The organism is Pseudomonas sp. Pseusp49 (genome assembly GCF_059491875.1).
In genome coordinates this window covers 2,494,937-2,517,448 of sequence record NZ_CP168514.1, presented here as the reverse complement: position 1 = coordinate 2,517,448, position 22,512 = coordinate 2,494,937, and the positions used below count along the sequence as shown (strand labels likewise).

Sequence of the window (22,512 nt, the reverse complement as noted above, 5' to 3'; positions counted from 1 at the left end):
CGCTCTGGAGGCCGCCATCGCTGGCAAGCCAGCTCCTGCAAAAGCCTTGTCTGAAAGGAATCTTTTTATGCTCCAACATACTCCGTTGGCCGGCGCTATCGCGCTGGTCATTGGCAGCCTTGCCGTGCCTGTCGTGGCTGCCGAAACCCAACCCGCCGCCAGCAGTGATCCCCTGGACACAGTGGTCGTGCTCGGTACCCGGCGCAGCGATCTGACCGCGCTGGAAAGCGCCGCACCGATTGACGTGCTGTCCGCTGAACAGCTCGAAGAAACCGGTGCCAGTGACTTGTCCGGCGCCCTCACCGCCCTGTCACCGTCGTTCACCTATCCGCAGTCCCCTCAGGGTGCCTTTGCCGGTTCCATCGCCCAGGGCGCGTCGTTGCGGGGCCTGGCATCCGATCAGGTGTTGGTGCTGGTCAACGGCAAGCGCCGCCACACCAGCGCCAACGTCACCCGCCAAAGCCTGGTCAACGGACGTGGCGCGGCAGCGGTCGACCTGAGCCTGATTCCCCTGAGCTCGATCCAGCGAGTGGAGATCCTGCGCGACGGCGCGGCGGCCCAGTACGGCTCGGACGCCATCGCCGGGGTCATCAACATCGTGCTCAAAGAGAACGACAACGGTGGCAACCTCGGTTATCGCTTCGGCGGCTACGACAAGGGCGACGGTATCCAGCGCAAACTCAGCGGCTGGAAAGGCATCGCCCTGCCCAACGACGGCTTCCTGACCCTGAGTTTCGATGCCGGCAATCAAGACCCGGCCAGCGACACCAACCCGGACAACCGGATTTTCTACCCCGGCTCCACCAGCATCAACACGCCCCGCGAGCAGAACAACCGCTATCGCACCTGGCGCTGGGGTTCGGGCAATGTGTCGGACCAGTACAACTTCGCCGCCAACAGTGAAATCGGCATTGGCGAGGGTTTGACGGCCTACGGCTTTGCCACCTACTCCCACAAGAACACCGACGCCGAAGGCTTCTTCGACCCGCCCACGACCTTGCGCAACAACTACAGCAGCGCCGCATTGCAGCGCTTCCCGGACGGCCGTGTACCGATCACCCGTTACTCGCTGGAAGACTATGCGTTGACCGGCGGACTGCGCTACGAAGATGAACAACTGGGCAAATTCGATTTCGCCGCCAACCATGGCGACAACACCCTGAAGTCCACCGACCGCAATGCCATCAACCCCAGCTGGGGTGTGAACAGCCCGGAAAAGATCTTTACCGGCGAACGCGACGCCGACCAGACCAACGTCACCCTCGATTGGGTGCGGGATTTCCCGACCGACCTGTTGTTCAAACCACTGACACTGTCCGCCGGCGTGGCATGGCGACGGGAGAACTACGAGCTGAGCCCGGGCGAGGCCGCCGGCTGGCAAAACGGCCCGCTGTTCAACACGGTCGACCCGGTTACCCGCCGGCGCATCCCGGGTTACTACTCGGGCATCACCCAGGTCGATGCCGCCTCACTGGACCGCAACGTGGCGGGCGCCTATGTCGACGTCGAAGGCCAGATCACCGAGAAATTCCAGGCCGGTGTCGCCGTCCGCTCCGAGCACTACTCGGACTTCGGCGACACCACCAACGGCAAACTTTCCCTGCGCTACGACTTCACCCCGCAGATCGCCGCCCGGGCCACCGCCAGCACCGGTTATCGCGCGCCATCCCTGGTGCAGAGCGGCTTGTCCTCGTTCAGCGTGCAAGTGGTCGAGCAACCGCCCGGCAGCGGTAACTTTGTCGAAGTGCAGCAACGTACGTTGCGCGCCAACAGCCCGGAGGCCGCGCTGCTGGGAGGGACGTCGCTCAAACCGGAAGAATCCACCAGCTATTCCCTGGGCCTGGTCTGGCGCCCATTGGCCAATGCCTCGGTGACGCTGGACGCCTACCGCATTGATATCGACAACCGCATCACCCTCTCCGACCAGTTGCCCGCGTCGGTGGTGTCGCCGATTTTCGCCGGTACCCCTTACGCGAACATCCAGAGTGCGGCCTTCTACACCAACGTGGCCGACACCCGCACCGACGGTGTCGAACTGGCCAGCAACTATCAACTGGACCTGCAGCAATGGGGACGCCTGAACCTGAATGCCGGCGTGAGCCACAACAACACCCGAATCACCGCCCTGCGTGACGTCGGCAACATCAAGGGCTCGCAGATTGTCGGCCGCACCACCCAAGGCCTGATCGAGGATGGCACGCCCGACTCCAAGCTGATCCTCAGCGCCAACTGGCTCTATGACGGTTGGGGCGTCACCCTGTCCCAGCGTCGCTATGGCGAATGGAAAAGTCTCAACTCGACCAACCCGAACCTGGACCAGACCTACAGCCCGCAATGGGTGACGGACCTGGACTTGTCGTACACCTTCGACAAGGCGCTGAAGGTGTCCGTGGGGGCGATCAACCTCTTCGATACCCATCCGGACAAGGCTGAAGGGGCGCAGTTGTACGGCGTGCCGAAGTATTCGATCACCAGCCCAGAAGGTGCCCAGGGCGCGTTCTACTACACCAGCGTCAGTTACGACTTCTGAGTGGACTGCTGCCGGGGTGTTGCCCTGGCAGCAACGGGTGCTGGTCAAGCACCAATTCATGAGCACCCCACCCTGTAGGAGCCGGCTTGCCGGCGATGGCGGTCCATGGGATTTGCGCCGCCACACACACCGCCATCGCCGGCAAGCCGGCTCCTACAGATTTAAACCGCCCGATTCCACCGCACTGGCACAGCTCTTGCGATACCCCTTCGGTACTTCGCCGAAATAAGAACTGCCATGCGTACTCAACGTCTGTTGTCTTCCCTGACCTGGCTCATCTCCCCTGCTGCTCTGTTGTTGCTATGGGCAGTGGTGGCCGACGCCGGGATTTTTCCGCGCAACCTGCTGGTTCCTCCCGCTCAGGTGTGGCGGACCTTCGAAGCGTTGTCGGCCAGTGGCGAGCTGCTCGAGCACCTGCTCAACAGCCTGTCGCGCCTGGGGCTGGGGTTCGGCATCGGTTCACTGTGCGGACTGGCGTTCGGCGTGCTCATGGCCTTGTCGAAATACGTCGAGATCTACTGCTCGCCGCTGTTTCACACCTTGCGTCAGATCCCCAGCATCGCCTTGATCCCGATGTTCGTGCTGCTGTTCGGCATCGATGAAACCTTCAAGATCATCATCGTTGCCAAAACCGCTTTCTTCCCGGTCGCGCTGGCGGCCAGCGAAGGCGTCAAAGCCATTCCGCGCAGTTATTTCGAGGTCGCGGATGTATATCGCCTACGCTGGCCGACGTTCGTCCGGGAAATCGCCCTGCCCGCTGCCGCGCCCCCGATCATCACCGGTTTTCGCATCAGCCTGACCCGCGCCTGGGTGGTGCTGGTGGCCACCGAGTTGCTCGCCGCCGACAGTGGCCTGGGACAGATGATCGAAATGAGCCGGCAGATGCTGCGCATCGATGTGGTGATGGTGGGGATTGTGGTGACCGGTCTGATCGGTTTCGCCCTGGATTTCAGCTTTCGCCAACTGGAACAGCGACTGTTCCGCTGGCAGACCCGCTAGGAGCCATCGATGTCTGGACTTATTGCCAAATCCCGCGGCCTGTTGCTGCCGCTGTTGTTGATCGGCGGCTGGGAATATCTGTCTCGCCAGGGCGCGGCGGGGGCTTACGCCTTTGTGCCGCTGTCGACCATAGGCGCTGCCTTGCTCGAGTTGCTGGCCAACGGCGAACTGCTGGTGAACCTGTTGGCCAGCCTGACGCGCACCAGCGTCGGCCTGGCGCTGGGGATTTTTTTCGGGGTTTTGTTGGGGGTGCTGATGGCGCTGTCAGGAGCGGCCAATCGGTTGATCGGGCCGCTGTTTCATTCGGTCCGCCAGGTACCGATGCTCGGCTGGATTCCGCTGATCGCCATGTGGTTCGGCAACGGCGAGTTTTCCAAGGTGCTGATCGTAAGCCTCGCGGCGTTCTACCCCATGGTGCTCAACACGTACCAGGGCTTCAGCCATGTGGAGCAGCGCTATCGCGAGGTCGGCCAGGTGCTGGTGCTGAGCCGCTGGCAACGGGTGCGTCATGTGCTGTTGCCGGCGGCGCTGCCGAGCATCGCCACCGGTGTGCTGCATGCGCTCGCGTTTGCCTGGGTCACGGCGGTGGGCAGCGAGTTGTTCCTGTCGTCCGGCGCCGGCCTGGGCAACCTGATGATGAACGCCGAGGCTGGCTCACGCATGGAGGTCATTGTCCTCAGTGTGCTGTGCATCGGTCTGTGCGGTTACTTGATGACCCTGCTATTCACCCTTCTTAGCCGCCATTTGCTGCGCTGGCGCAACATTCGTTGAAAGGCCACTCCATGAACGCAATTGCCCAACATGTCCTGCCACACAGCACCCCGACACAGTCCGGTGCGCTGCACATTCGCGGCCTGAGCAAAGCCTATCGGATCGAAGGCCAGCCCTTGCCGGTGCTGCGCAGCATCAACCTCGACGTACGCCCCGGCGAGTTCGTCAGCATCGTGGGGGCCAGCGGCTGCGGAAAATCCACACTGCTGCGGCTCATTGTCGGGCTGGAAGCCGACTATGAAGGTGACATCCTGCTGGATGGCAAGCGGGTCGTGGCCACCAGCCTGGAACGCGGGATCGTGTTTCAGGATCACCGTCTGTTTCCGTGGATGACCTTGCGCCAGAACATTGCCCTGGCCTTGAAAAACCACCCGCTGTCACAAGCGGAAAAGGACCGGCTGGTGGCCGAGCACATTGCCCTGGTCAACCTGGATGGCTTTGAAAATGCCTACCCGCACCAGTTGTCCGGCGGTATGGCGCAACGGGCAGCCATTGCCCGGGCACTGATCAACAAACCCAAGGTGCTGTTGCTCGACGAACCCCTCGGTGCGCTCGACGCGTTGACCCGGGTACGCCTGCAACACGAGTTGCAGCGCATCTGGGTGCAACAACGCTGCACCGTCATCATGGTCACCCACGACATCGAGGAAGCCCTGTACCTGGGTGACCGGGTGATCGTCATGGACGCCCATCCGGGGCGGATCAAACACGAAATCAGGGTCGATCTGCCCCATCCCCGGGAGCGGGCGTCAACCGTGCTGCAAGGCTACAAGGAACAACTGCTGGAAGAGCTGGTGGGACATTGAGACCCGGACCGGTCCATCGAGGCATGGAAAAAACACAGGATTCACAGGAGTAAACAAATGGGCAATGTCCAAAGCCCCGCCAGTCTGCCGCGGGTATTGCAGAGTCCGGCCCTCGGTGAGCTGCTCAACCTTGGCCGGGTATTTCGAGAGCCCCTGGCACTGTCGCGCCTGCACAGCAGCCCCAAACGGGTGTTGAGTCGTCGCGAGGTGGTCTTGCTGGGGGTGTTGGCGCTGGTGCTGCATGGCGCGGTGATTGTCTGGGTCAGCCAGGCACCCACGCCGCAACTGCCCGTCGTGCCCCCGGAAATTCCGCCGATGACCATCGAGTTCTCGCAGCCGGCGCCACCCGTTGTCGAACCGCCTCCGCCCGAGCCGGTGGTGCAGCCCGTGGTGGAGCCGCCTCCTCCGGTGGAAGATGAACTGGCCGTGAAGCCGCCACCGCCCAAGCCGATCCCCAAGCCCAAGCCTGTGGTCAAGCCTGTGCCTAAGCCGGTGGCCAAACCCGTGACGCAGCAGCCTGCCCCACCCGCGCCGCCACAACCCGTGGCTGCTGTGCCTACACCGGCGGCACCGCCTGCGCCAGCACCGGTCACTCCGGCTTCGGCAACTGCCGGTTACCTGCATAACCCGGCACCGGAATACCCGTCCCAGGCCATGCGCCGTGGCTGGCAAGGCACGGTCTTGCTGCGCGTGCATGTGTTGGCCAGCGGAAAGCCCGGAGAAATCCAGATTCAGAAAAGCAGTGGCCGCGATTCACTGGACGACGCCGCACTGGCCGCCGTGAAACGCTGGAGCTTCGTCCCGGCCAAGCAAGGCGACGTCGCCCTGGACGGCTGGGTCAGCGTGCCCATCGACTTCAAAATCAAGTAATACAACCCTATCGAGACCCCGCGGGCTACCTGACAAAAGGCGCATCGCTACAACCGATCTACTGCCTTGTTGGAGCACCCGACCATGAATCTACTGACCTCCCCCTTCGAATCCATCGAACACGCCGTCATCTGGCTGTTGATCGTCTTCTCCGTCGCCACCTGGGGCCTGGCCTTGCTCAAGGGCTTGCAGTTCACCCGACTCAAGGCGCAGGACCGCAAATTCCACAAGCAATTCTGGGCCGCTTCGAGCCTTGAATCGGCCGCCGATTTCGCCCACAACCTGCCTGGCGCTGCCGCCCGCGTTGCGCTGGCCGGTTACCACGCCATCCAGACCGGTGACAGTCAGAACGCCGACCTCAGCCAGTCGATCAATCATCAGGACCGCCTTGAGCGCGCATTGCGCCAGCAGATCGTGCGTGAACGGCGCTCGCTGGAAACAGGCTTGGCAATCCTCGCCAGTATCGGCAGCACTTCGCCCTTCATCGGCCTCTTCGGCACCGTTTGGGGGATCATGTCCGCGTTGAAAGGGATCAGTGCGGCCGGCTCGGCAAGCCTGGAAACCGTGGCGGGCCCCATCGGCGCCGCACTGGTCGCCACTGGCGTCGGCATTGCGGTCGCCGTGCCGGCGGTGCTGGTCTACAACTATTTCCTGCGCCGCCTGAAGCTGACGGCGGCAGACCTGGATGACTTCGCGCACGACTTCTACAGCCTGGCGCAGAAACACGCGTTCCGCGTGCTGCTGAGCCCGGTCGCGGGCAAGTCCGGCGCCCACACCGCCGGGCAGAAAATCAAGGAGGCGTCCTGATATGGCCTTCTCGACACAGGACAACGATGAAGTACTCAGCGAGATCAACGTCACGCCCCTGGTGGACGTGATGCTGGTGCTGCTGGTGGTGTTCATCGTCACCGCGCCACTGCTGACCAATGCGATTCCGATCAACTTGCCCAAGACCGAAGCCGTGGCGCCGGTGGAGCAGAAAGACCCGCTGGTGGTGAGCATCGACGGCGCCGGCAAGCTGTTCATCAACAAGGATGAAATCCAGCCGGACTTGCTGGAATTCAACTTGCAGGCGGCAAAGGCCAAGAACCCGGAAGTCCGCGTGCAATTGCAGGCCGATGACGGCGTGAACTACGGTGAAGTGGCGCGCGCCATGGCCAGCATCGAGCGGGCTGGCATTACCAAGCTGTCGGTGATGACCGCGAGGTAAACCGCGCACGGTCACTGCAGGCGCCCGGCTTGCCGGCGATAGCGGTCTACAGGGCCTCATCGCTGGCAAGCCAGCTCCTACAGGTATGGGTGGCGTTCAGCAATGGGCGCCAGCATGTTCCAGGCGATGGAACAAGCGGTTGAAATACACCAGGCTGTCGCGTGGTTCGCGCACGCCGACCTTCGTCAGTTCCACGAACATCACCGAGTGCGAGCCCACTTCCTTGCACTCGCTGATGCGCCCTTCCAACTGCACCAGGGCATCGCGCAGCACCGGCACGTCGGCCGCGCCGTCGTCCCACAGGTCCCAGGCGAAACGCTCGGCCATCGGCACCTTCGTCATGCCGGCGAAGTGTCGGGCCAGTTCTTCCTGCTCGCCGCACAGCACGTTGACGCACAGGTGGCCGTTGGTGCGGAACACGTCGTGAGTGGCGCTGTTGCGGTTGACGCACACCAGCACGGTGGGCGGCGAGTCGGTCACCGAGCACACGGCGCTGGCGGTGATGCCGCAGCGCCCGCCGGGGCCGTTGGTGGTGATGATGTTCACCGCCGCAGGCAGCTGCGCCATGGCGTTGCGAAAGTCGATTTGCTGCTGGCTCAGATCGGCCATGTCGATGCCCCTTCCTTCAGGAGGACCGCCATCTTGCGGCCCGTAGGTGATGGAACAAGACTAAGGCTGCGGGCGCGGCACAACCATTCTGACGATCCCCATGGCGGGGTTGGGTTTCCGCTAGTCGACTAGGTGGTTTCTTTATCGCAAGGGCCGGCCACAGTGGGTATTCTGATGACTGGCTCCAGAAAGACGAGCCGATGCGTGCCGCGCGTTCGCGTGCGAAAACAATAATTAGAAAACTTTCGTGGCAGCCCCGATGGAAACCCGCAAACCGATTGTTTATATCGTTGACGACGACAAGGACCTGCGCACTTCCCTGGCCTGGTTGCTCGAGTCGGTCAGCGTGCAGGCGCAGTGCTTTGCCGGCGCCGAAGAGTTCCTCAGCCAGTACGACCCCAGGCAGCCCGCCTGCCTGGTGCTCGACGTGCGCATGCCGGAGACCAGCGGTTTCCAGTTGCAGGAAATCCTCAACCAGCGCGGCAGCACCCTGCCGACCATCTTCGTCTCGGCCCATGGCGATATTCCGATGTCGGTCACGGCGATGAAGAACGGCGCGCTGGACTTCGTCGAGAAGCCCTACAACCCGCAACAGATGATCGACCGCATCCAGGCCGCGCTGAAGACCGCCGTGCATGCCCAGGCCGATCAGCAACAGCGTCAGAACCTGCAAGGCAAACTGGCACTGCTGACCAGCCGTGAGCGGGAAGTGTTGATGCTGGTGATCGATGGCAAGGCCAGCAAGGTGATCGCGCGGGAGCTGAACATCAGCGTGAAGACCGTTGACGTGCACCGCACCAAGATCAAGGAAAAGATGGGCGTGACCAGCATCGCCATGCTGGTGCGCGAGGTGCTGCATTTGCCGGTGGATGAGCCGGTGCGGCATTGAGCATTCTGTATTCGCTGAAGATCCCTGTAGGAGCTGCCGAAGGCTGCGATCTTTTGATTTTGATCTTTTAAAAAGCAAGATCAAAAGATCGCAGCCTTCGGCAGCTCCTACAGGGGGGGCGGTGTCAGGTGTGGCTATAGCGCTTGCGATAAGCACCCGGTGACACGCCGAAGCGCGATTTGAAGGCCGACGAGAAGTAGCTCGAATCCGAGAAGCCCCACGCATAACACAAAGCCGACAGCTTCTGCTCGACATCGGCACGGCGCAGGTTTTCCGCGCAGAAGTCCAGGCGACGGTGCTTGATGTACTGCGCCACCACCAGCCCGCGCTTGGAGAACATCCGGTACAGGCCGCGCACGGAAATCCCGACTTCACGGGCGATCAGCTCGGGGCACAGTTCTTCGTCGCTCAGATGTGCGTCGATGAACGCGATGATCTTGCGGAACTGCCGCTCATGGGGATCGGCCGCGCTGTCCCGGGCGCTGATGCCCGGCAGCAACAAACTGGCCAGGGCATCGAGCACGGCCTCGCTTTCCTGCATGTCCAGCCCTTCCTGCTGGCGAGTCTCCAGCACCAGCTTGTTGGCCATCGCCGCCAGCGGACTGCTGGCCGCGATGCGCGTGGCGCAGTTGACGGCATTGAAGTGCGAACCACGCTCGACCACCTGGCGTGGAAGAATCAGCGACAGCTGTCGGCAATCGCCGTGGTAGGTCATGTCGCTCGGACGGCTGGCGTCGATCAGCGCGATGTCGCCACAACCCAGTTGCGCGCGGTTGTCGCCCTGCTCCAGCTGTGAACTGCCACGCATCTGGAACACGGCGTAGTAGTGGCCGTCGCTGCTGGTGCTGACGTCCTTGCTGGTGCGATACAAATGCACGTGCGCCATGTCGACCACACTGAGGTTGATCGCACCGCTGCGAAATTCCGCCAGTTCGCCGTAGAAATCAGTGTCCAGCGCCCGCGCGTCGAAACGCCCGCAGGCCTGGTTCACCTGGCTCAACCAACTTTCGAACGCCTCGTTGCGCACCGTCGATGCTGTAATCATGTCCGCAAAGCCTCACGTTTTTGTTGTTATTTTTCGACCGCTTCATCGAGCGGTTCGTCAAAACCGTTGTTTCTGTAGCCATCGCCTCCCTCGACGGCCGCCGGGCGCCCATTCAACAGGCTCCGGCGCATGCTTTCCAGCCTTCCCGAGGCTTAAATGTCCAATACCAGACGAGCGGAAAGCGCCCGTGACACACAGGCGCAGATCTGCTTGTTGGACGCCTTTTCCTTGTTCGACAGGCAGTTGTCGCGGTGCTCCGGTACGCCGTCCAGCACCTCGACGATGCAGGTGCCGCAAATGCCTTCGCGGCATTCGGTGTCGATGTCGCAACCATGGGCCTGCAGCACGTCGACCAGACTGGCGTCGGCCGGCACGTGCAGCACCACGCCGGAACTGGCCAGCTCAACTTCGAAACTGCCGGCCGGGGCGCTGTTGGCCGCCGGGTCCGCCGCGAAGTGTTCGAGGTGAATGGCCTCATCCGGGCGACTGCGCGAAGCCACTGCCACCACTGTGTTCATGAAGGGTGCCGGGCCGCAGGTGTAGACATGGGCGGCGCTGCCGGCACGCTCCAGGCATGCGCTCAATGCGCCGTCCAGGTCCGCGGGCTCCACACCGTAGTGAAACTCCACGTGATCGGCAAAACGAGTCGCCAACAGCTCGGTAAACGCGGCGTACTGCGCCGAACGGGCGAAATAATGCAGGCGATACGGCTGGCCGCTTTCCGCCAGTTTGTAGGCCATGCTCAGCAGCGGCGTGACACCGATACCGGCGGCGAACAACAGGTGTTCACCGGCACTTTCATCGAGACGGAACAGGTTGCGCGGCGCGCCCATTTCCAGCTCCATGCCCTCCTCGACCTGCTCGTGCAACGCCAGCGAACCGCCGCGCGACTGCGCTTCTTTCTTCACCGCCACCAGGTACGCACGGCGATCCTGCGGCGGGCTGCACAGCGAATACTGGCGGGTCACCCCGGTCGGCCCGGTCAGGTCGACGTGGGCACCCGGTTCATAGGTGTCGAGCGGCTGGCCGTCACTGCGCACGAGGCGAAAGGAGCGGATATCCAGCGCTTCGTCGACGATCCTTTCGATCTTCACCTTCATCATTGCATCACCTGAATACACTTGGTTGAGTTTAACTACCCCCCCTGTAGGAGCTGCCGAAGGCTGCGATCTTTTGATTTTGATCTTTTAAAAAGCAAGATCAAAAGATCGCAGCCTTCGGCAGCTCCTACAGGGGGTTCCGTTTAGCGCATGAACAAGCCGCCGTTGATGTCCCAGCACGCGCCCGTGACGGAGGCGGCGTTGTCGGCGATCAGCAGCAACACGCTGTCGGCGATGAACGCTGGATCGCCGAGGGTGCCGGCCGGGATCATTTTCAGGATCTGCTCCAGACGTTCCGGCGCCACGGTTTCGCGCACCACCGGCAAGTCCAGCGGACCCGGCGAGATGCTGTTGACCGTCACCCCTTGCGGCGCCAATTCACGGGCGAAGACCTTGGTCAGGGTGGCCACGCCGCCCTTGGCCGCCGCGTAGTGCGCGCCGGTGGCGGTGCCGCCGTTCTGCCCGGCCAGCGACGCGATGTTGACGATGCGCCCGAAGCCACGCTCGGCAAAGTGCGCGCCGAACACCTGGCAGGCCACGAAGGTGCCGCGCAGGTTGATCGCCATCGACTCGTCGAACTCTTCCGGCGTGATGTCCATCAGCGCCGCGACTTTCGACACGCCGGCGTTGTTCACCAGAATGTCGGTGCCGCCCCACTGCTCAACGAGCAGGTCGCGGGCACGCTGGAAGTCGGCCTTGCTGCGCACATCCAGCTCGATAGCCATGGCGCTGGCGCCGCTGCCATCGAGTTGCAAAGCCAGTTGCTGCACGCCGTCGAGGCGCACATCCGCCAGGGCGACGCGATAACCTGCCGCGTGCAGACGGCGGGCGATGCACTCGCCCAGCCCGCGCGAGGCACCCGTTACGAGGGCTACTCGACTCATGTGGGTACCCTCACAAAAGGAAGCCGAGCGCGCTCAGGCTGTCGGTGGAGTTGATCAGGCGCACCACCTTGCGTTCCAGGGTCGGCACGCCGTCGGTGAAGCGGATGCGGTGGTTCAGGTCGGCCACGAATGGCGTGTGCACGCCGCGCTTGTAGGCGTACAGCAACTGCGCGGAATTCACTTCGACGATGTCACCGGCCGCTTCCACCAGACGAAAACGCGAGACGGTGCGAATGGTTTTCGCCGCGTCCACCGCCGACGGCGAGAAGCCGGCGCTCAGGCGCTCGATGCGCAGGGCACGCATGCGTGCATCGTCGTAGGCGTAGTTGAGGGTCGCTTCGAAATCCTCGGTGTCCGGGTCGATCGGCACGATGTACTTACCGCTGTCGCTCCACAGGGTCGCCCATTCGGCGTAGTTCTTGTGGTCGAGCAGCTCGGCTTCGCGCCAGATGAATTCGATGGCCTGGGCCAGGGGACCTGCAAAACCGTTCAGGGTGTCGTGATTGCTCATTGGCTCATCATCCTTTTCCACATGTCGTAGGCACCGCGCATGCCGCCTTCGTCGGTGGCGTGGCTGACCTTGTCGCCGTTTTCAGCGGTGATTTCGCGGTTCAGGCCGCGGTTGACCAGGATCGGCGCGTCGACGCCGGCATACGAGCCGCGCTGCACGCGGTCCCAGGCTTCGGCATCGTCAGGGCTGCCGAAACCGAACGGGCCCTGGAAGTGTTCGTGGATGCGCATGCGTTCGCGGTTGGCGATTTCCGGGCCGCCGTCCATGCCGAGGGCCACGTGACGGATCTCGGTTTCGGTGACCGACACCGGGCGCAGCACGCGGAAGAACGACATCGACATCGCCACGTTGGGGAACAGGTTCAGGTTGAAACCGGCGCCGTGCAGCGAACGCACGATGCGACGCACCTGATCGGCCGGCAGGGTTTTCGACAGTTCTTCGGTGACGTGGGCGAAGCGTTCCTGCAACTGTTCGGTGCCGTCGTCGTGATCCAGGTCGACGTGCTCCGGCACCATTACCATCACGCTGTGGCCGTTGCCCAGGGAGTGGGTAACGGCTTGTTCGTCGGTCATGAACGAGAGCATTTCCGAGGTTTCTTCGTCCACCGACGACATGAACGACTTGTGCACGATCGGGAAGTGATAACCGTCGGTGGTGTTTTCCAGCTGGATCTTCCAGTTGCCCTTGAAGCTGAACTTGTGTTCACCCTGGGTCTTGATCGGGTAACCGGCGCCCTGCTTCATGAACAGGTCCATCCAGTGTCTGGCGCCGCCGAGGAAGTCTTCCAGCGGTTCGATTTCGTCGTTGTAGCTGGCGAAGACCATGCCGGCGTAGCTTTCGACGCGCAGGCTGGTCAGCGGCAGCTCGGACTTCTCCAGGATGCCTTCGTAACCGTCCGGATACGGCAACGCCCGCAGCTTGCCGTCCAGGCCATAGGACCAGCTGTGGTACGGGCAGGTGAAGCCGGTGGCGTTGCCCTTGTGCTTCTCGCACACGGTGGCGCCACGGTGGCGGCAACGGTTTTCCAGGACGTTGATGGTGTTTTTCTTGTCGCGCACGACGATCACCGGACGACGGCCGATGGTGGCGGTCTTGAAGTCGCCGCTGTTGCGCACCTCGCTTTCGTGGGCCACCCACACCCAGGTGCGGTAGAAAATCTTTTCCAGCTCGGCTTCGAACAGCGCCGGATCGTTGTACAGCGAGACGTCGACGCGGTCGTGACTGACCAGGTCTTCGGGGCTTTTCGACGTTGCGATCAGCCGGTATTCATGAGTGCTCATGCGGTTCTCCTCATGGCTTCTTTTCAGATTTGGGTTGTAGAGGCTTGAAGTTGCGCACCAAAGGCGCAAACCAGCTCGTCCTGACCTTTGCGGCCGACGATTTGCAGGCCGACTTTCAATCCGCCGCAATCGAGTTCCACCGGCACCGTCAGCGCCGGGTGACCGCTGAGGTTGAAAGGCCGCACCAGCGGGGTCATGCCGGCCACGGTCTTGCTGCCGGCGCGGGCTTCGCTGAGGGTTGGCGGCAGGCTTGGCAGGGTCGGCAGCAAGAGCACGGCGAACTCTTCCAGCGCCGCATCCACCTGTTGCGTGAAGCGCGTGCGTACGGCTTCGGCCTGGGCCAGTTCTTCACGGGTGGTGCGGCTGGCCGCCAACAGGCGTGTCTCGACATCGGCACCGATCAGGCCTTTGCCGGTGAGATGACCGAACGCGGCCCAGTTTTCAAAATTGATCACGGTCAGGCCGGCGGCGAACGCGGCTTCGAATTCGCTCAGGTGCAGGTGGCTGCGACGCCATCCCGCGCGGTCGGCCGCGGCACCGAGACTGGCTTGCAGATGCGCGTCACAGGCCACGTCGAGGAAGCCGACTTTCGCACCGTCTGCGGGCAGACCCTGCACCTCAAAGCCTGGGCAAATCACCTGCATGGCGGCGATCAGGTCGTCCATGCTTTTGGCGAACGGCCCAACGCAATCGAGGCTGGATTCCAGCGGATGGGCGCCGATGCGGCTGACTCGTCCATAGGTCGGCTTGAGCCCGGCGATACCGCAGCACGCCGCCGGCACCCGCACCGAACCTCCGGTGTCGGTGCCGATGGCGATGTCTGCCAGGCCGGCGGCAACGGCCGAGGCCGAACCGCTGGAGGAACCGCCCGGCACCCGGTCCGGCGCCTGCGGGTTCACCGGTGTGCCAGTCCAGTCGTTGATGCCGGTGACGCCGAAGGCCAGCTCATGCAGGTTGGTCTTGCCGACGATCTGCCAGCCGGCGTCGAGGATCGCGTCGACCACTTCGGCATTTTTCGTGGCAGCGGGTGCATCGGCGAAGGCACGGCTGCCCGAGCGGGTCGGGTGGCCGGCGATGTCGATGGAGTCCTTGATGGCGACGCGCTTGCCGTTGCCACCGAGGAGGAATTCGCTGATGAAAGTACTCATGTGCCCGCTCCCAAGGTGAAAAGCTGCGTATTGAACAGCCGTTGCGTGCGGAAATGGGCGATCAGCCAGGTGCCGTCGACACAGCGGAAATCGATGTTCAGCCGCGTGCCGAACAGCTCGCTGCGACCATCGGCGTAGGTGGAGATCTGCTGCATGATCCACTGCCCCTGCGCCGTGCTGCCGTCGACGCTGATCGACTCGCTGGTGAGGTAGTGCAGGTTCAGTCGGAAGTGGTCCGAAGGCGGCAGGTAACCACCGACAAACTCGGCCACGGCATCACGCCCACGGTGCTGACCAAAGGTTTGCGCGGTCTGGCTGCCGATGCCTTCCCAGACCGCATCGATGCAGAACAGCTCAGCCAATTCGCTGACATGGGTAAGCGCCCTCGGCACATCGCACAGGTCCATGTAGCGCGCCATCAAGCGGCGCACCGCGCTTTCCCCTTCGAGCGTCTGAAGACGCTGCAGCAAGGCCTCGTTCATGGCTTACACCCTGGCCGCGTCAGGGATGGTCAGCGGGCGACCGATGCGCGCTTCGACCTTGGCGTAGCGCCACAGGCTGTACTCGCCCACCGGCGTGGTGCGGAACAGGTTGCAGGCGTCGATCACCGACTGGTGGCAGTCGACGTCGGCCATGATGTACACGGTCCAGGGCGAGGTGGTCGACGGGCCGACCATCAGGCGGTCGTCGTCCATGGCACCGAGCACGGTGATGCCGGGCATGGCGCCGAGGGAGCCCATCATCTGGCTGAAGCCCTTCCACACGCTCAGGCCTTCGCCGGTGGGCAGGTCGAAAAAGTTCTGGGTGATGCCGATGCAGAAGACGACGCGCAACGGTTCCTGGGTAGCTTGGGACATGGTGTTGATCCTTGAACAAGTAATGAAAAATCAGATGTAGCCCGGGAACGGCGGCACACCGAGGAACACCGAGCCGGCGCCGTCGTACAGCCCTTCGCTGAGGAAGGCGTGCTGGGTCACCACCATCGAGTCGCGCAGGTAACGTTGCAGTGGATGACGCAGGTAAATCGCGGTGGTCCCGGCCAGGCTGTAGGCGCTCTGCACCACCTCGGCACCCGCCTGGGAGACATGGATCGCCGACAGGCGCAGCAGGCTGGTCTGCTCCGGCGTGACCGGGTTGCCGGCCAGGATCGAGTTCCACACCTGTTCGGTGGCGTTGTAGAAGAACCCCCGCGCGGCCATCAGCTTGGCTTCGGCCTTGGCGATCTCGATGCGCACGTAAGCCCGGTCGGCCATTTTCGGCGCACCGGTAATGCCGCCGGCCCCGGCCATGCGACTGATTTCGTCCAGCGCTGCACGGGCCAGTCCGAGGTTGACCACGGCCAGCACTTGCGCGGCGTAGGCGATCGACGGGTAGCGGAACAGCGGTTCGTCGATGGTGGCGGCACCGCCACGGATGAAGGTCCAGCGGTCCTCGACGAATTTGTCGGTGACGCGCAGATCATGGCTGCCGGTGCCCTTGAGGCCGACCACGTCCCAGTTCTCGACGATCTCGACCTGGCTGGCCGGGAACACCGCCGTGCGCGGTTTGCCGCCCGCCCCACTGGCGCCGATGCCGACACCCAGCAGGTCCGCGCCTTTGCTGCCGCTGGCGAACTTCCAGGTGCCGTTGACCTGCCAGCCGCCTTCCACCGCCTCGGCTGGCTGCAGCGGGAACAACCCACCGGCGAACACCAGGTCCGGACTCTCGGCGTAGATTTCAGCCAGGGTTTGCGGTGGCAAGGCCGCCAGGTAGACACCGGCGCTGCCGAAGCTGGCGACCCAGCCCGCCGAGCCGTCGGCTTCGGAGATGCGTTCGATCATGTGCAGGAACAGCGCCGGCGCCAGGGCGTCGCCGCCGAAGCATTTCGGCGTGGCGGCGCGGTAGATGCCCAACTGCTTGAAGCGCTCGATCATGTCCCGAGGCACGTGGGAGCCGGCGTCGAATTCCTCGCGGCGTTGGCGAACCTCATCCAGCACCTGCTCAAATAGCTGACTCTCGACCATTGGCACGACCGGGCCGGACACAGGGTCTTGTTGCGCGACAGCTGAACGCAGCATGGGCTAGTTCTCCGTTTTGATTATTGTTAGAGGGCTCCACCGCTCTCTGTAGGAGCGAGCTTGCTCGCGATGGTCGTCAACGATGACGCTGGAAACCTGGCACCCCGTGGCGCTCTCAGGTTCATCGCGAGCAAGCTCGCTCCTACATGGGGGGGGTTGCCCTTGCATTGGGGCCCAGTGTAAAAACCGCATCCGGTCGCAACTATTGGGGCGTGCAGCCTCCTCGCTAAAGAAAACCCCTAGATCGACGCCGGTTACCTCTGAGCGCATCGCGCTGTGCGAGCAGGTATAAAACGCCATACTGCAAATCTCTGCCGCCAGGGGCCGTGCGATGTACCTGCCAAAACCGAACGACTTTTTTGCGCTGATCGAAGCCATGCCGCTGTGCATCATTCTTCATGACGCGCACACCAAGGAGATTCTCTGGGCCAACGCCGCTGCCCTGGCGGCGCTGGGCTTTACCCTGGAGGAGCTGACGCCGCTCAAGGCCCCGGACATGACCCGCGATGCGCCGAAGTACCGACGCTCGGTCGGCTTGCGCTGGCTCGAAGGCGCGGCGCGCACCGGGCAGCGCGCCATCGAGTGGTGCTATCGCTCCAAGCAAGGGGTGGAGATACTTTCCGAGGCGGTGGCGACCCTGGTGCACCTGGACGGTCGCGATGTGTTGATGGTGCAGTTCCGCGACATCTCCAAAGAGGACAAGGTCAAGCGCGACCTCAAGCGTTTCGAAAGCCGGCTCAAGGCCTTTATGCAGGACCTGGCCGAAGGCGTGGCGGTACTCGGCCCCGAGGGTGACATCCGTTTTATCAGCGACTCCGGCGCGCACTTGCTCAACAGCGAAGTGCACAAGCTGATGGGTGAGAACTTCCTGGCCTGGTGCGACGACGCCTCCGGCCAGCGCCTGCTGCAACAACTTGCCCATGAAACGCCGGAGCACGCGCCGTTCAACGTGCATTACAAGGTGCAGCGCCGCGATGGCGAGTGGCGTTGGCATGACGCGACCTGCCGCTACATCGAGATTGAAGATGATCTGGTCGGCCATCTGCTGCTGTTCCGCGACGTCACCGAGCAGGTCCAGGCCGAGGAAGCGCGGCGGGTCAGCGAGCAGAAGCTCGAGTACCTGGCGCGCTACAACGCCATGGGCGAAATGGCCGTGGCCATCGCCCACGAACTGAGCCAACCCTTGGCCGCCACCCGCAACTTCATCGAAGGCACGATGATTCGCCTGGGCAACGCCGGCGAAACCGATCAGAACGTCGCCTGGGGTTTGCAAAACGCGGTACGGCAAATCGAGCATGCCTCGGTGATCATCAAGAGCGTGCGCGACTACGTGGTCAAGCTGGAGCAATCGGAGGAGCGGATCGACCTTAATGAACTGCTGCGCGAAACCCGCTACTTCATCAGCCTGCGCGCCGACCCGAGCCGGGTGCGCGTGGAAATCATCGCCTCGCCCGAACCGCTGATGGTGAGTTGCGAGAAGGTGCTGATCGGCCAGGTGATCCTCAACCTGGCCTTCAACGCCATCGAAGAAATGGCCGACCTGCCGGCCGAACGGCGCGTGTTGCGGATCCAGGCCAGCCGCGACAACGAGGTGGCGCTGGTGCGCATCGAAGACTGCGGCCGTGGCATCCAGGCCCAGGCGCAGGAGAAGCTGTTCGACGGCTTTTTCTCCTCCAAGGTCAGCGGCAACGGCATTGGCCTGGCGCTGTGCAAGAACATCATCGGCCGCCACCGGGGCGATATCTGGGCGCAAAACCTGGCGCCGTGCGGCGCGGTGTTCAGCTTTTCCCTTCCCCTCGCCTGAAATACAAAAAACCTGTGGCCTTACACAAACCCTGTGGCGAGGGGGCTTGCCCCCGTTCGGTTGCGAAGCAGCCGCAAAACCTGCTGGCACGGTGTGACTGGAAAATGCTGGGGCCGCTTCGCGACCCAACGGGGGCAAGCCCCCTCGCCACAATGATTTCACTGGCAATTTCAGCGCGCATGAAGAGGGTTTCATGACACTGGCACAGACACACAAACACTTGGCAGGCAGGGCAATTCTCCTGATCGCGGGGCACGGCAGAATCAAAGGGTAAAAATCTGCCAAAGCACCCGCGATCCGCGTTACCAACAATTCAGGAAGTTCCCCTTATGCGAACAAACAGGATCTCCGTACAGTCAGCGCTTGGCCTGAGCCTGCTTGTACTCGGTTTGAACAGTGCCCGCGCGGACCTTCCCGCCGGTACGATTGGCCAGACCGTTCTGGCGTTTCCACCCGAAGCTCACCGCGCGTTTGTCATCGACGTCGAGTTCGACAGTTTCGTCGCTGGCCGCGTGACCGTGGTCGACCCGGACCAGAAGCGCATCCTCGGCATGGTGCCGACCGGTTTTGCCGCGCCGTCGACCCTCAGCCATGACAAGAAGACCCTCTACAGCGCCGACATCTGGTATTCGCGCGGCACCCGCGGTACCCGTACCGATGTGCTGACCGCATGGGACAGTTCGACCCTGTCGCCGGCCTGGGAAGTGCTGATCCCGAACAAGCGCGCCGAATCGCTGACCCAGCGTTACGCGCTCAAGCCGAGCGGCGACGACAAGTTCGTCTATGTCTACAACTTCACCCCGTCGACTTCGGTCACTGTGGTCGACACCCAGGCCAAGGCCGTTGCCACGGAAATCGCCATCCCCGGTTGCGTGCTCAACTACCCGATCGGCAACCGCCGCTTCGCCTCGCTGTGCGGCGACGGCAGCCTGCAAGTGGTGACCCTCAACGATCAGGGCCAGGAAACCGCGCGCAGCCGCACGCCGTTCTTTGATCCGAACGCGGAAAAACTGGTGGAGCGTGCGGTCAACGTCGGCGACACCTACTACTTCACCACCACGACCGGCACCGTGCGTCCGGTGGATTTCGCCGGTGACGCGCCGAAGATCCTGCCGTCCTGGTCGCTGGTTACCGACGAAGAGAAGAAGGCCGGTTGGGCACCGGGTGGCTGGCAGTTGATGGCCGTGGCACCGAAGCTGGACCGCCTGTATGTGCTGATGCACGACGCCCACGAAGCCATGAAGTGGGAAGACCCGAGCCCGCTGATCTGGGCGTTCGACCTCAAGACCCACAAAAAGGTAGCGACCCTGGAGGCCCCGGTTCCGGTGTGGAGCATGCAGGCCACCGGCGACGACAAGCCGCTGTTGCTCGGCGCCGACGTCGAAGGCGGTTTGCAGATTTTCGATCTGAAGACCAACAAGCTCACCGGCAGCATGCCGAAAGTCGCGAAGACCGCGACTCAGGTCCTGAGCTACTGAGAGGTTCGGCCATGCACACAGATCCGATCTTCATCATAGCCAGCGCCATCGCCATCGCGGTGTTGCTGGCCAGCGCCGCGACCCACAAGTTGCGCGCGCCGGCCCGCTTCACCCGGCAACTGGCGGACTACCAACTGCTGCCCCAGGCGCTGGTGCGCCCGACGGCACGGCTGGTGCCGCTGCTGGAACTGGCCATCGCCTTTGCCCTGCTGGTACCGGTCAGTCGTGGCTACGCCGCAATAAGCGCGGCCAGCCTGTTGGCGCTGTACGCCGCCGCCATCGGCATCAACCTGTGGCGCGGTCGCGCGGACATCGACTGCGGTTGCGCCGGTCCCGACCAGGCACAGCCGCTGCGCCCGGTCCTGCTGGCGCGCAACAGTGCACTGGTAGCGCTTGCGCTGGTGGCCAGCGTGGCGCCGGTGGCCCGCGACCTCAACCTGTTCGATGGCTTCGTGACCCTGGCCGCCGCCGCGGTCGCGTTGCTCATCTACGCCGCCGCCGATGGCTTGCTGGCGAATTCCCCTCTTCTGCTCAAATTGATTGGTAGGTAATCGAAATGGAAGGCTTGATTGTTTCCAACGTTCTGCTCTGGGTGCTGCTGGTGGCCGTGGCGTTTGTCGTCATGGGCCTGGTGCGGCAGATTGGCGTGCTGCACGGGCGTCTGGCCCCGGCCGGCGCGCTGATGGTCGACAAAGGCGTGGCGGTCAATGAACCCGCGCCGCAGATCACTGCCAGCGATCGTCACGGTCGCCCGGTGAACTTCGGTTATGCCGGTGAAAAATCGCAATTGCTGTTCTTCCTCTCGCCGACCTGCCCGATCTGCAAGTCGCTGCTGCCGGCGATCAAATCCATCGCCAGGGAGCAAGCGGGCAGTCTGGACGTGGTGTTCGTCAGCGATGGCGACATGGACGCCCAGCAAGCGCTGATCCGTGAACACAAACTCGAAGACGCCACCTACGTGGTCGGCCCGGAAGTGGGCATGACCTACCAGATCGGCAAGCTGCCGTATGCCGCACTGATCGACAAGGCCGGCACCCTGCGCGCCAAGGGCCTGGTCAACTCCCGCGAGCACCTGGACAGCCTGTTCGAAGTCGAGCACCTCAAGCACGCCACGCTGCAGCAGTACCTCAATGCCCAACCCCACACCCACGACCACAGCCACGGCCACAGCCACTGATAAGGCAGGGAGACGTTTATGAAACTGCTGGATCTGTTGTTCGAGCGCTCGACCCGCCGCGTGGCCGACACCACCTCGCGCCGTAAACTGCTGTCGCGCATGGGCTCGCTGATGGTGGCCGGTGCCGCCCTGCCCTTGCTGCTGCCGCTGGACCGTACCAGCAAGGCCCTGGCCGCGGAGCCGGCGCAGGCTGGCGACCCGGGTGATCCGAACAGCTGCGACTACTGGCGCTACTGCTCCATCGACGGCTTTCTGTGCAGTTGCTGCGGCGGTTCGGTGACCTCCTGCCCGCCAGGCACCGAAGCCTCGCAAGTGACCTGGATCGGCACCTGCCGCAACCCGGCCGATGGCAAGGACTACATCATTTCCTACAACGACTGCTGCGGTAAGCAAAGCTGCGCCCAGTGCGCCTGTACCCGTAACGACAGTGAAGAACCGGCTTACCGCCCGTTCAACAACAACGATGTGAACTGGTGCCTGGCCGCCAAATCGCACATCTACCACTGCACCGTTTCGGTGATCCGCGGCGTCGCCGTCTAAACGCGCACTTTCCGCCGGTTGCTCGGGCAATCGGCGGTTTTTTTTCTGTGGCTGCTTTTCTCTTTTTTTACGGCTTTGTGTGGGTACCTGTAGGAGCGAGCCTGCTCGCGAAGGACGTCAACGATAACGCGGGCTATCTGGTTCAACGCGGTGCCCTTGAGTTCTTCGCGAGCAGGCTCGCTCCTACATTGAGGTGCCAAACCGGTCATCAGCGGAGGTTTGTTTTATGCGTAGGTTGATATTGCTCGGACTCGTCTGCGCCCTGAGCGCCCCGCTCGCGTTCGCCCGGGCCATTCCCGACCCGGCGCAGGGCCATGCGCCGGGCAACGAAGCGGTTCAAAAACCGATTGCCCAGGCCGGGTACGGCGTCGGCGTCAACTATCAGTTGCAATGCGCCGGTTGCCACCTGGGCGACGGCACGGGTTCCGCCGCCAATGACACGCCACGGATGAAAGGCTTTGTCGGCAACTTCCTGAAGGTACCGGGCGGCCGCGAATTCCTCGTGCGGGTGCCGGGCATGTCGCAGTCGGCGCTGAACAACGCGCAACTGGCGGACTTGCTCAATTGGCTGATGCGTAAAGACGGCATGGCGGGCGAAAGCCTGCCGGCCGACTATCAGCCTTACACCGCCGAAGAAGTCACGGCGCTGCGTGCCCAGACCATGCTCAACCTGCCCGGCACCCGCAGCGAGTTGATCAAGGCCATGCGCGCCCAGGGCATCGCGATCGATGACGGGATGAGCGCTGGAACGATGGACTCACCGACGGCAAATCAGTAACGTAACCGGTGCTGCTTTCGACCCCA

24 protein-coding genes and 1 pseudogene are annotated in these 22,512 nt (G+C 63.1%); 15 read left to right on the top strand and 10 right to left on the bottom strand.

Translation table 11 applies throughout. The features are described 5' to 3' along the window. Nucleotides 1-67 precede the first annotated feature (67 nt). The 7 genes from ACEN83_RS11470 to ACEN83_RS11440 all read left to right on the top strand — a co-directional run bounded on the left by ACEN83_RS11470 (nucleotide 68) and on the right by ACEN83_RS11440 (nucleotide 7,186). On the top strand, nucleotides 68-2,530 hold the full coding sequence (locus tag ACEN83_RS11470) for a TonB-dependent receptor plug domain-containing protein (RefSeq protein WP_495580326.1): 2,463 nt from the start codon (nucleotides 68-70) through the stop codon (nucleotides 2,528-2,530). Between the two features lie 237 nt (nucleotides 2,531-2,767). Next, nucleotides 2,768-3,529 carry an ABC transporter permease gene (locus tag ACEN83_RS11465; RefSeq protein WP_495580325.1) on the top strand — a complete coding sequence of 254 codons (762 nt, stop codon included), beginning with the start codon at nucleotides 2,768-2,770 and terminating at the stop codon, nucleotides 3,527-3,529. A gap of 9 nt (nucleotides 3,530-3,538) precedes the next feature. After that, the gene (locus ACEN83_RS11460; RefSeq protein ID WP_495580324.1) at nucleotides 3,539-4,300 is read left to right on the top strand and encodes an ABC transporter permease; all 762 of its coding nucleotides are present in this window, start codon (nucleotides 3,539-3,541) and stop codon (nucleotides 4,298-4,300) included. An 11-nt stretch (nucleotides 4,301-4,311) separates the two neighbouring features. Then, on the top strand, nucleotides 4,312-5,106 hold the full coding sequence (locus ACEN83_RS11455; RefSeq protein ID WP_495580323.1) for an ABC transporter ATP-binding protein: 795 nt from the start codon (nucleotides 4,312-4,314) through the stop codon (nucleotides 5,104-5,106). 57 nt (nucleotides 5,107-5,163) lie between these two features. Then, the gene (locus ACEN83_RS11450) at nucleotides 5,164-5,976 is read left to right on the top strand and encodes an energy transducer TonB (RefSeq protein WP_495580322.1); all 813 of its coding nucleotides are present in this window, start codon (nucleotides 5,164-5,166) and stop codon (nucleotides 5,974-5,976) included. Between the two features lie 84 nt (nucleotides 5,977-6,060). Beyond that, nucleotides 6,061-6,783, top strand: a complete 723-nt coding sequence (locus ACEN83_RS11445; protein WP_429390032.1) for a MotA/TolQ/ExbB proton channel family protein — start codon at nucleotides 6,061-6,063, stop codon at nucleotides 6,781-6,783. Between the two features lies 1 nt (nucleotide 6,784). Beyond that, entirely contained in the window at nucleotides 6,785-7,186 is a 402-nt protein-coding gene (locus ACEN83_RS11440; RefSeq protein WP_495580321.1) for an ExbD/TolR family protein, read from the top strand. 96 nt (nucleotides 7,187-7,282) lie between these two features. Here ACEN83_RS11440 and hpaC read toward each other — a convergent pair whose 3' ends face one another. Continuing rightward, the gene (gene hpaC / locus ACEN83_RS11435) at nucleotides 7,283-7,795 is read right to left on the bottom strand and encodes a 4-hydroxyphenylacetate 3-monooxygenase, reductase component (RefSeq protein WP_007978142.1); all 513 of its coding nucleotides are present in this window, start codon (nucleotides 7,793-7,795) and stop codon (nucleotides 7,283-7,285) included. A 259-nt stretch (nucleotides 7,796-8,054) separates the two neighbouring features. Between hpaC and ACEN83_RS11430 the strand changes: the two genes are divergently transcribed. Further along, nucleotides 8,055-8,684, top strand: a complete 630-nt coding sequence (locus ACEN83_RS11430) for a response regulator transcription factor (RefSeq protein ID WP_007978139.1) — start codon at nucleotides 8,055-8,057, stop codon at nucleotides 8,682-8,684. 124 nt (nucleotides 8,685-8,808) lie between these two features. Here the strand turns inward: ACEN83_RS11430 and feaR are convergent, their stop codons facing one another. The 9 genes from feaR to ACEN83_RS11385 all read right to left on the bottom strand — a co-directional run bounded on the left by feaR (nucleotide 8,809) and on the right by ACEN83_RS11385 (nucleotide 16,709). After that, nucleotides 8,809-9,729, bottom strand: coding sequence for a transcriptional regulator FeaR (gene feaR / locus ACEN83_RS11425; RefSeq protein WP_495580320.1), 921 nt, complete (start codon nucleotides 9,727-9,729; stop codon nucleotides 8,809-8,811). A 152-nt stretch (nucleotides 9,730-9,881) separates the two neighbouring features. Next, nucleotides 9,882-10,832 carry a PDR/VanB family oxidoreductase gene (locus tag ACEN83_RS11420; protein ID WP_495580319.1) on the bottom strand — a complete coding sequence of 317 codons (951 nt, stop codon included), beginning with the start codon at nucleotides 10,830-10,832 and terminating at the stop codon, nucleotides 9,882-9,884. A 140-nt stretch (nucleotides 10,833-10,972) separates the two neighbouring features. Then, nucleotides 10,973-11,713: an SDR family NAD(P)-dependent oxidoreductase gene (locus tag ACEN83_RS11415; protein WP_407802492.1), complete on the bottom strand. Its 741-nt coding sequence runs from the start codon at nucleotides 11,711-11,713 to the stop codon at nucleotides 10,973-10,975. Between the two features lie 10 nt (nucleotides 11,714-11,723). Then, nucleotides 11,724-12,224: an aromatic-ring-hydroxylating dioxygenase subunit beta gene (locus ACEN83_RS11410; RefSeq protein ID WP_007978131.1), complete on the bottom strand. Its 501-nt coding sequence runs from the start codon at nucleotides 12,222-12,224 to the stop codon at nucleotides 11,724-11,726. Further along, on the bottom strand, nucleotides 12,221-13,504 hold the full coding sequence (locus tag ACEN83_RS11405) for an aromatic ring-hydroxylating oxygenase subunit alpha (protein ID WP_102701674.1): 1,284 nt from the start codon (nucleotides 13,502-13,504) through the stop codon (nucleotides 12,221-12,223). Before ACEN83_RS11405 ends, ACEN83_RS11410 begins: the two co-directional genes overlap by 4 nt. Before the next feature lie 23 nt (nucleotides 13,505-13,527). Then, entirely contained in the window at nucleotides 13,528-14,652 is a 1,125-nt protein-coding gene (locus ACEN83_RS11400) for an amidase (protein ID WP_495580318.1), read from the bottom strand. Further along, on the bottom strand, nucleotides 14,649-15,134 hold the full coding sequence (locus ACEN83_RS11395; RefSeq protein WP_495580317.1) for a nuclear transport factor 2 family protein: 486 nt from the start codon (nucleotides 15,132-15,134) through the stop codon (nucleotides 14,649-14,651). Before ACEN83_RS11395 ends, ACEN83_RS11400 begins: the two co-directional genes overlap by 4 nt. Nucleotides 15,135-15,137: 3 nt before the next feature. Continuing rightward, nucleotides 15,138-15,509 (bottom strand): hypothetical protein, encoded by a 372-nt coding sequence (locus ACEN83_RS11390; protein ID WP_007978123.1) that lies wholly within the window; start codon nucleotides 15,507-15,509, stop codon nucleotides 15,138-15,140. A 30-nt stretch (nucleotides 15,510-15,539) separates the two neighbouring features. Next, the gene (locus ACEN83_RS11385) at nucleotides 15,540-16,709 is read right to left on the bottom strand and encodes an acyl-CoA dehydrogenase family protein (RefSeq protein ID WP_495580316.1); all 1,170 of its coding nucleotides are present in this window, start codon (nucleotides 16,707-16,709) and stop codon (nucleotides 15,540-15,542) included. 69 nt (nucleotides 16,710-16,778) lie between these two features. Between ACEN83_RS11385 and ACEN83_RS11380 the strand changes: the two are divergent. The 7 genes and pseudogenes from ACEN83_RS11380 to ACEN83_RS11350 all read left to right on the top strand — a co-directional run. After that, nucleotides 16,779-16,856 (top strand): annotated as a pseudogene (locus ACEN83_RS11380) (outer membrane lipoprotein carrier protein LolA); the annotation flags it as partial. 184 nt (nucleotides 16,857-17,040) lie between these two features. Next, entirely contained in the window at nucleotides 17,041-18,513 is a 1,473-nt protein-coding gene (locus tag ACEN83_RS11375) for a sensor histidine kinase (protein ID WP_495580315.1), read from the top strand. A 329-nt stretch (nucleotides 18,514-18,842) separates the two neighbouring features. Continuing rightward, nucleotides 18,843-19,991, top strand: a complete 1,149-nt coding sequence (locus ACEN83_RS11370) for an amine dehydrogenase large subunit (protein WP_007978118.1) — start codon at nucleotides 18,843-18,845, stop codon at nucleotides 19,989-19,991. Between the two features lie 11 nt (nucleotides 19,992-20,002). Continuing rightward, on the top strand, nucleotides 20,003-20,542 hold the full coding sequence (locus tag ACEN83_RS11365) for a MauE/DoxX family redox-associated membrane protein (protein ID WP_495580314.1): 540 nt from the start codon (nucleotides 20,003-20,005) through the stop codon (nucleotides 20,540-20,542). Nucleotides 20,543-20,547: 5 nt separating this feature from the next. Beyond that, complete coding sequence (gene mauD, locus ACEN83_RS11360) at nucleotides 20,548-21,168, top strand: methylamine dehydrogenase accessory protein MauD (protein ID WP_007978113.1); 621 nt, start codon at nucleotides 20,548-20,550, stop codon at nucleotides 21,166-21,168. 18 nt (nucleotides 21,169-21,186) lie between these two features. Beyond that, the gene (locus ACEN83_RS11355; protein ID WP_007978110.1) at nucleotides 21,187-21,708 is read left to right on the top strand and encodes a methylamine dehydrogenase light chain; all 522 of its coding nucleotides are present in this window, start codon (nucleotides 21,187-21,189) and stop codon (nucleotides 21,706-21,708) included. A 226-nt stretch (nucleotides 21,709-21,934) separates the two neighbouring features. Beyond that, a complete protein-coding gene (locus tag ACEN83_RS11350; protein ID WP_495580313.1) occupies nucleotides 21,935-22,486 on the top strand; it encodes a cytochrome C in 552 nt (183 codons plus the stop codon). Nucleotides 22,487-22,512: the final 26 nt, after the last annotated feature.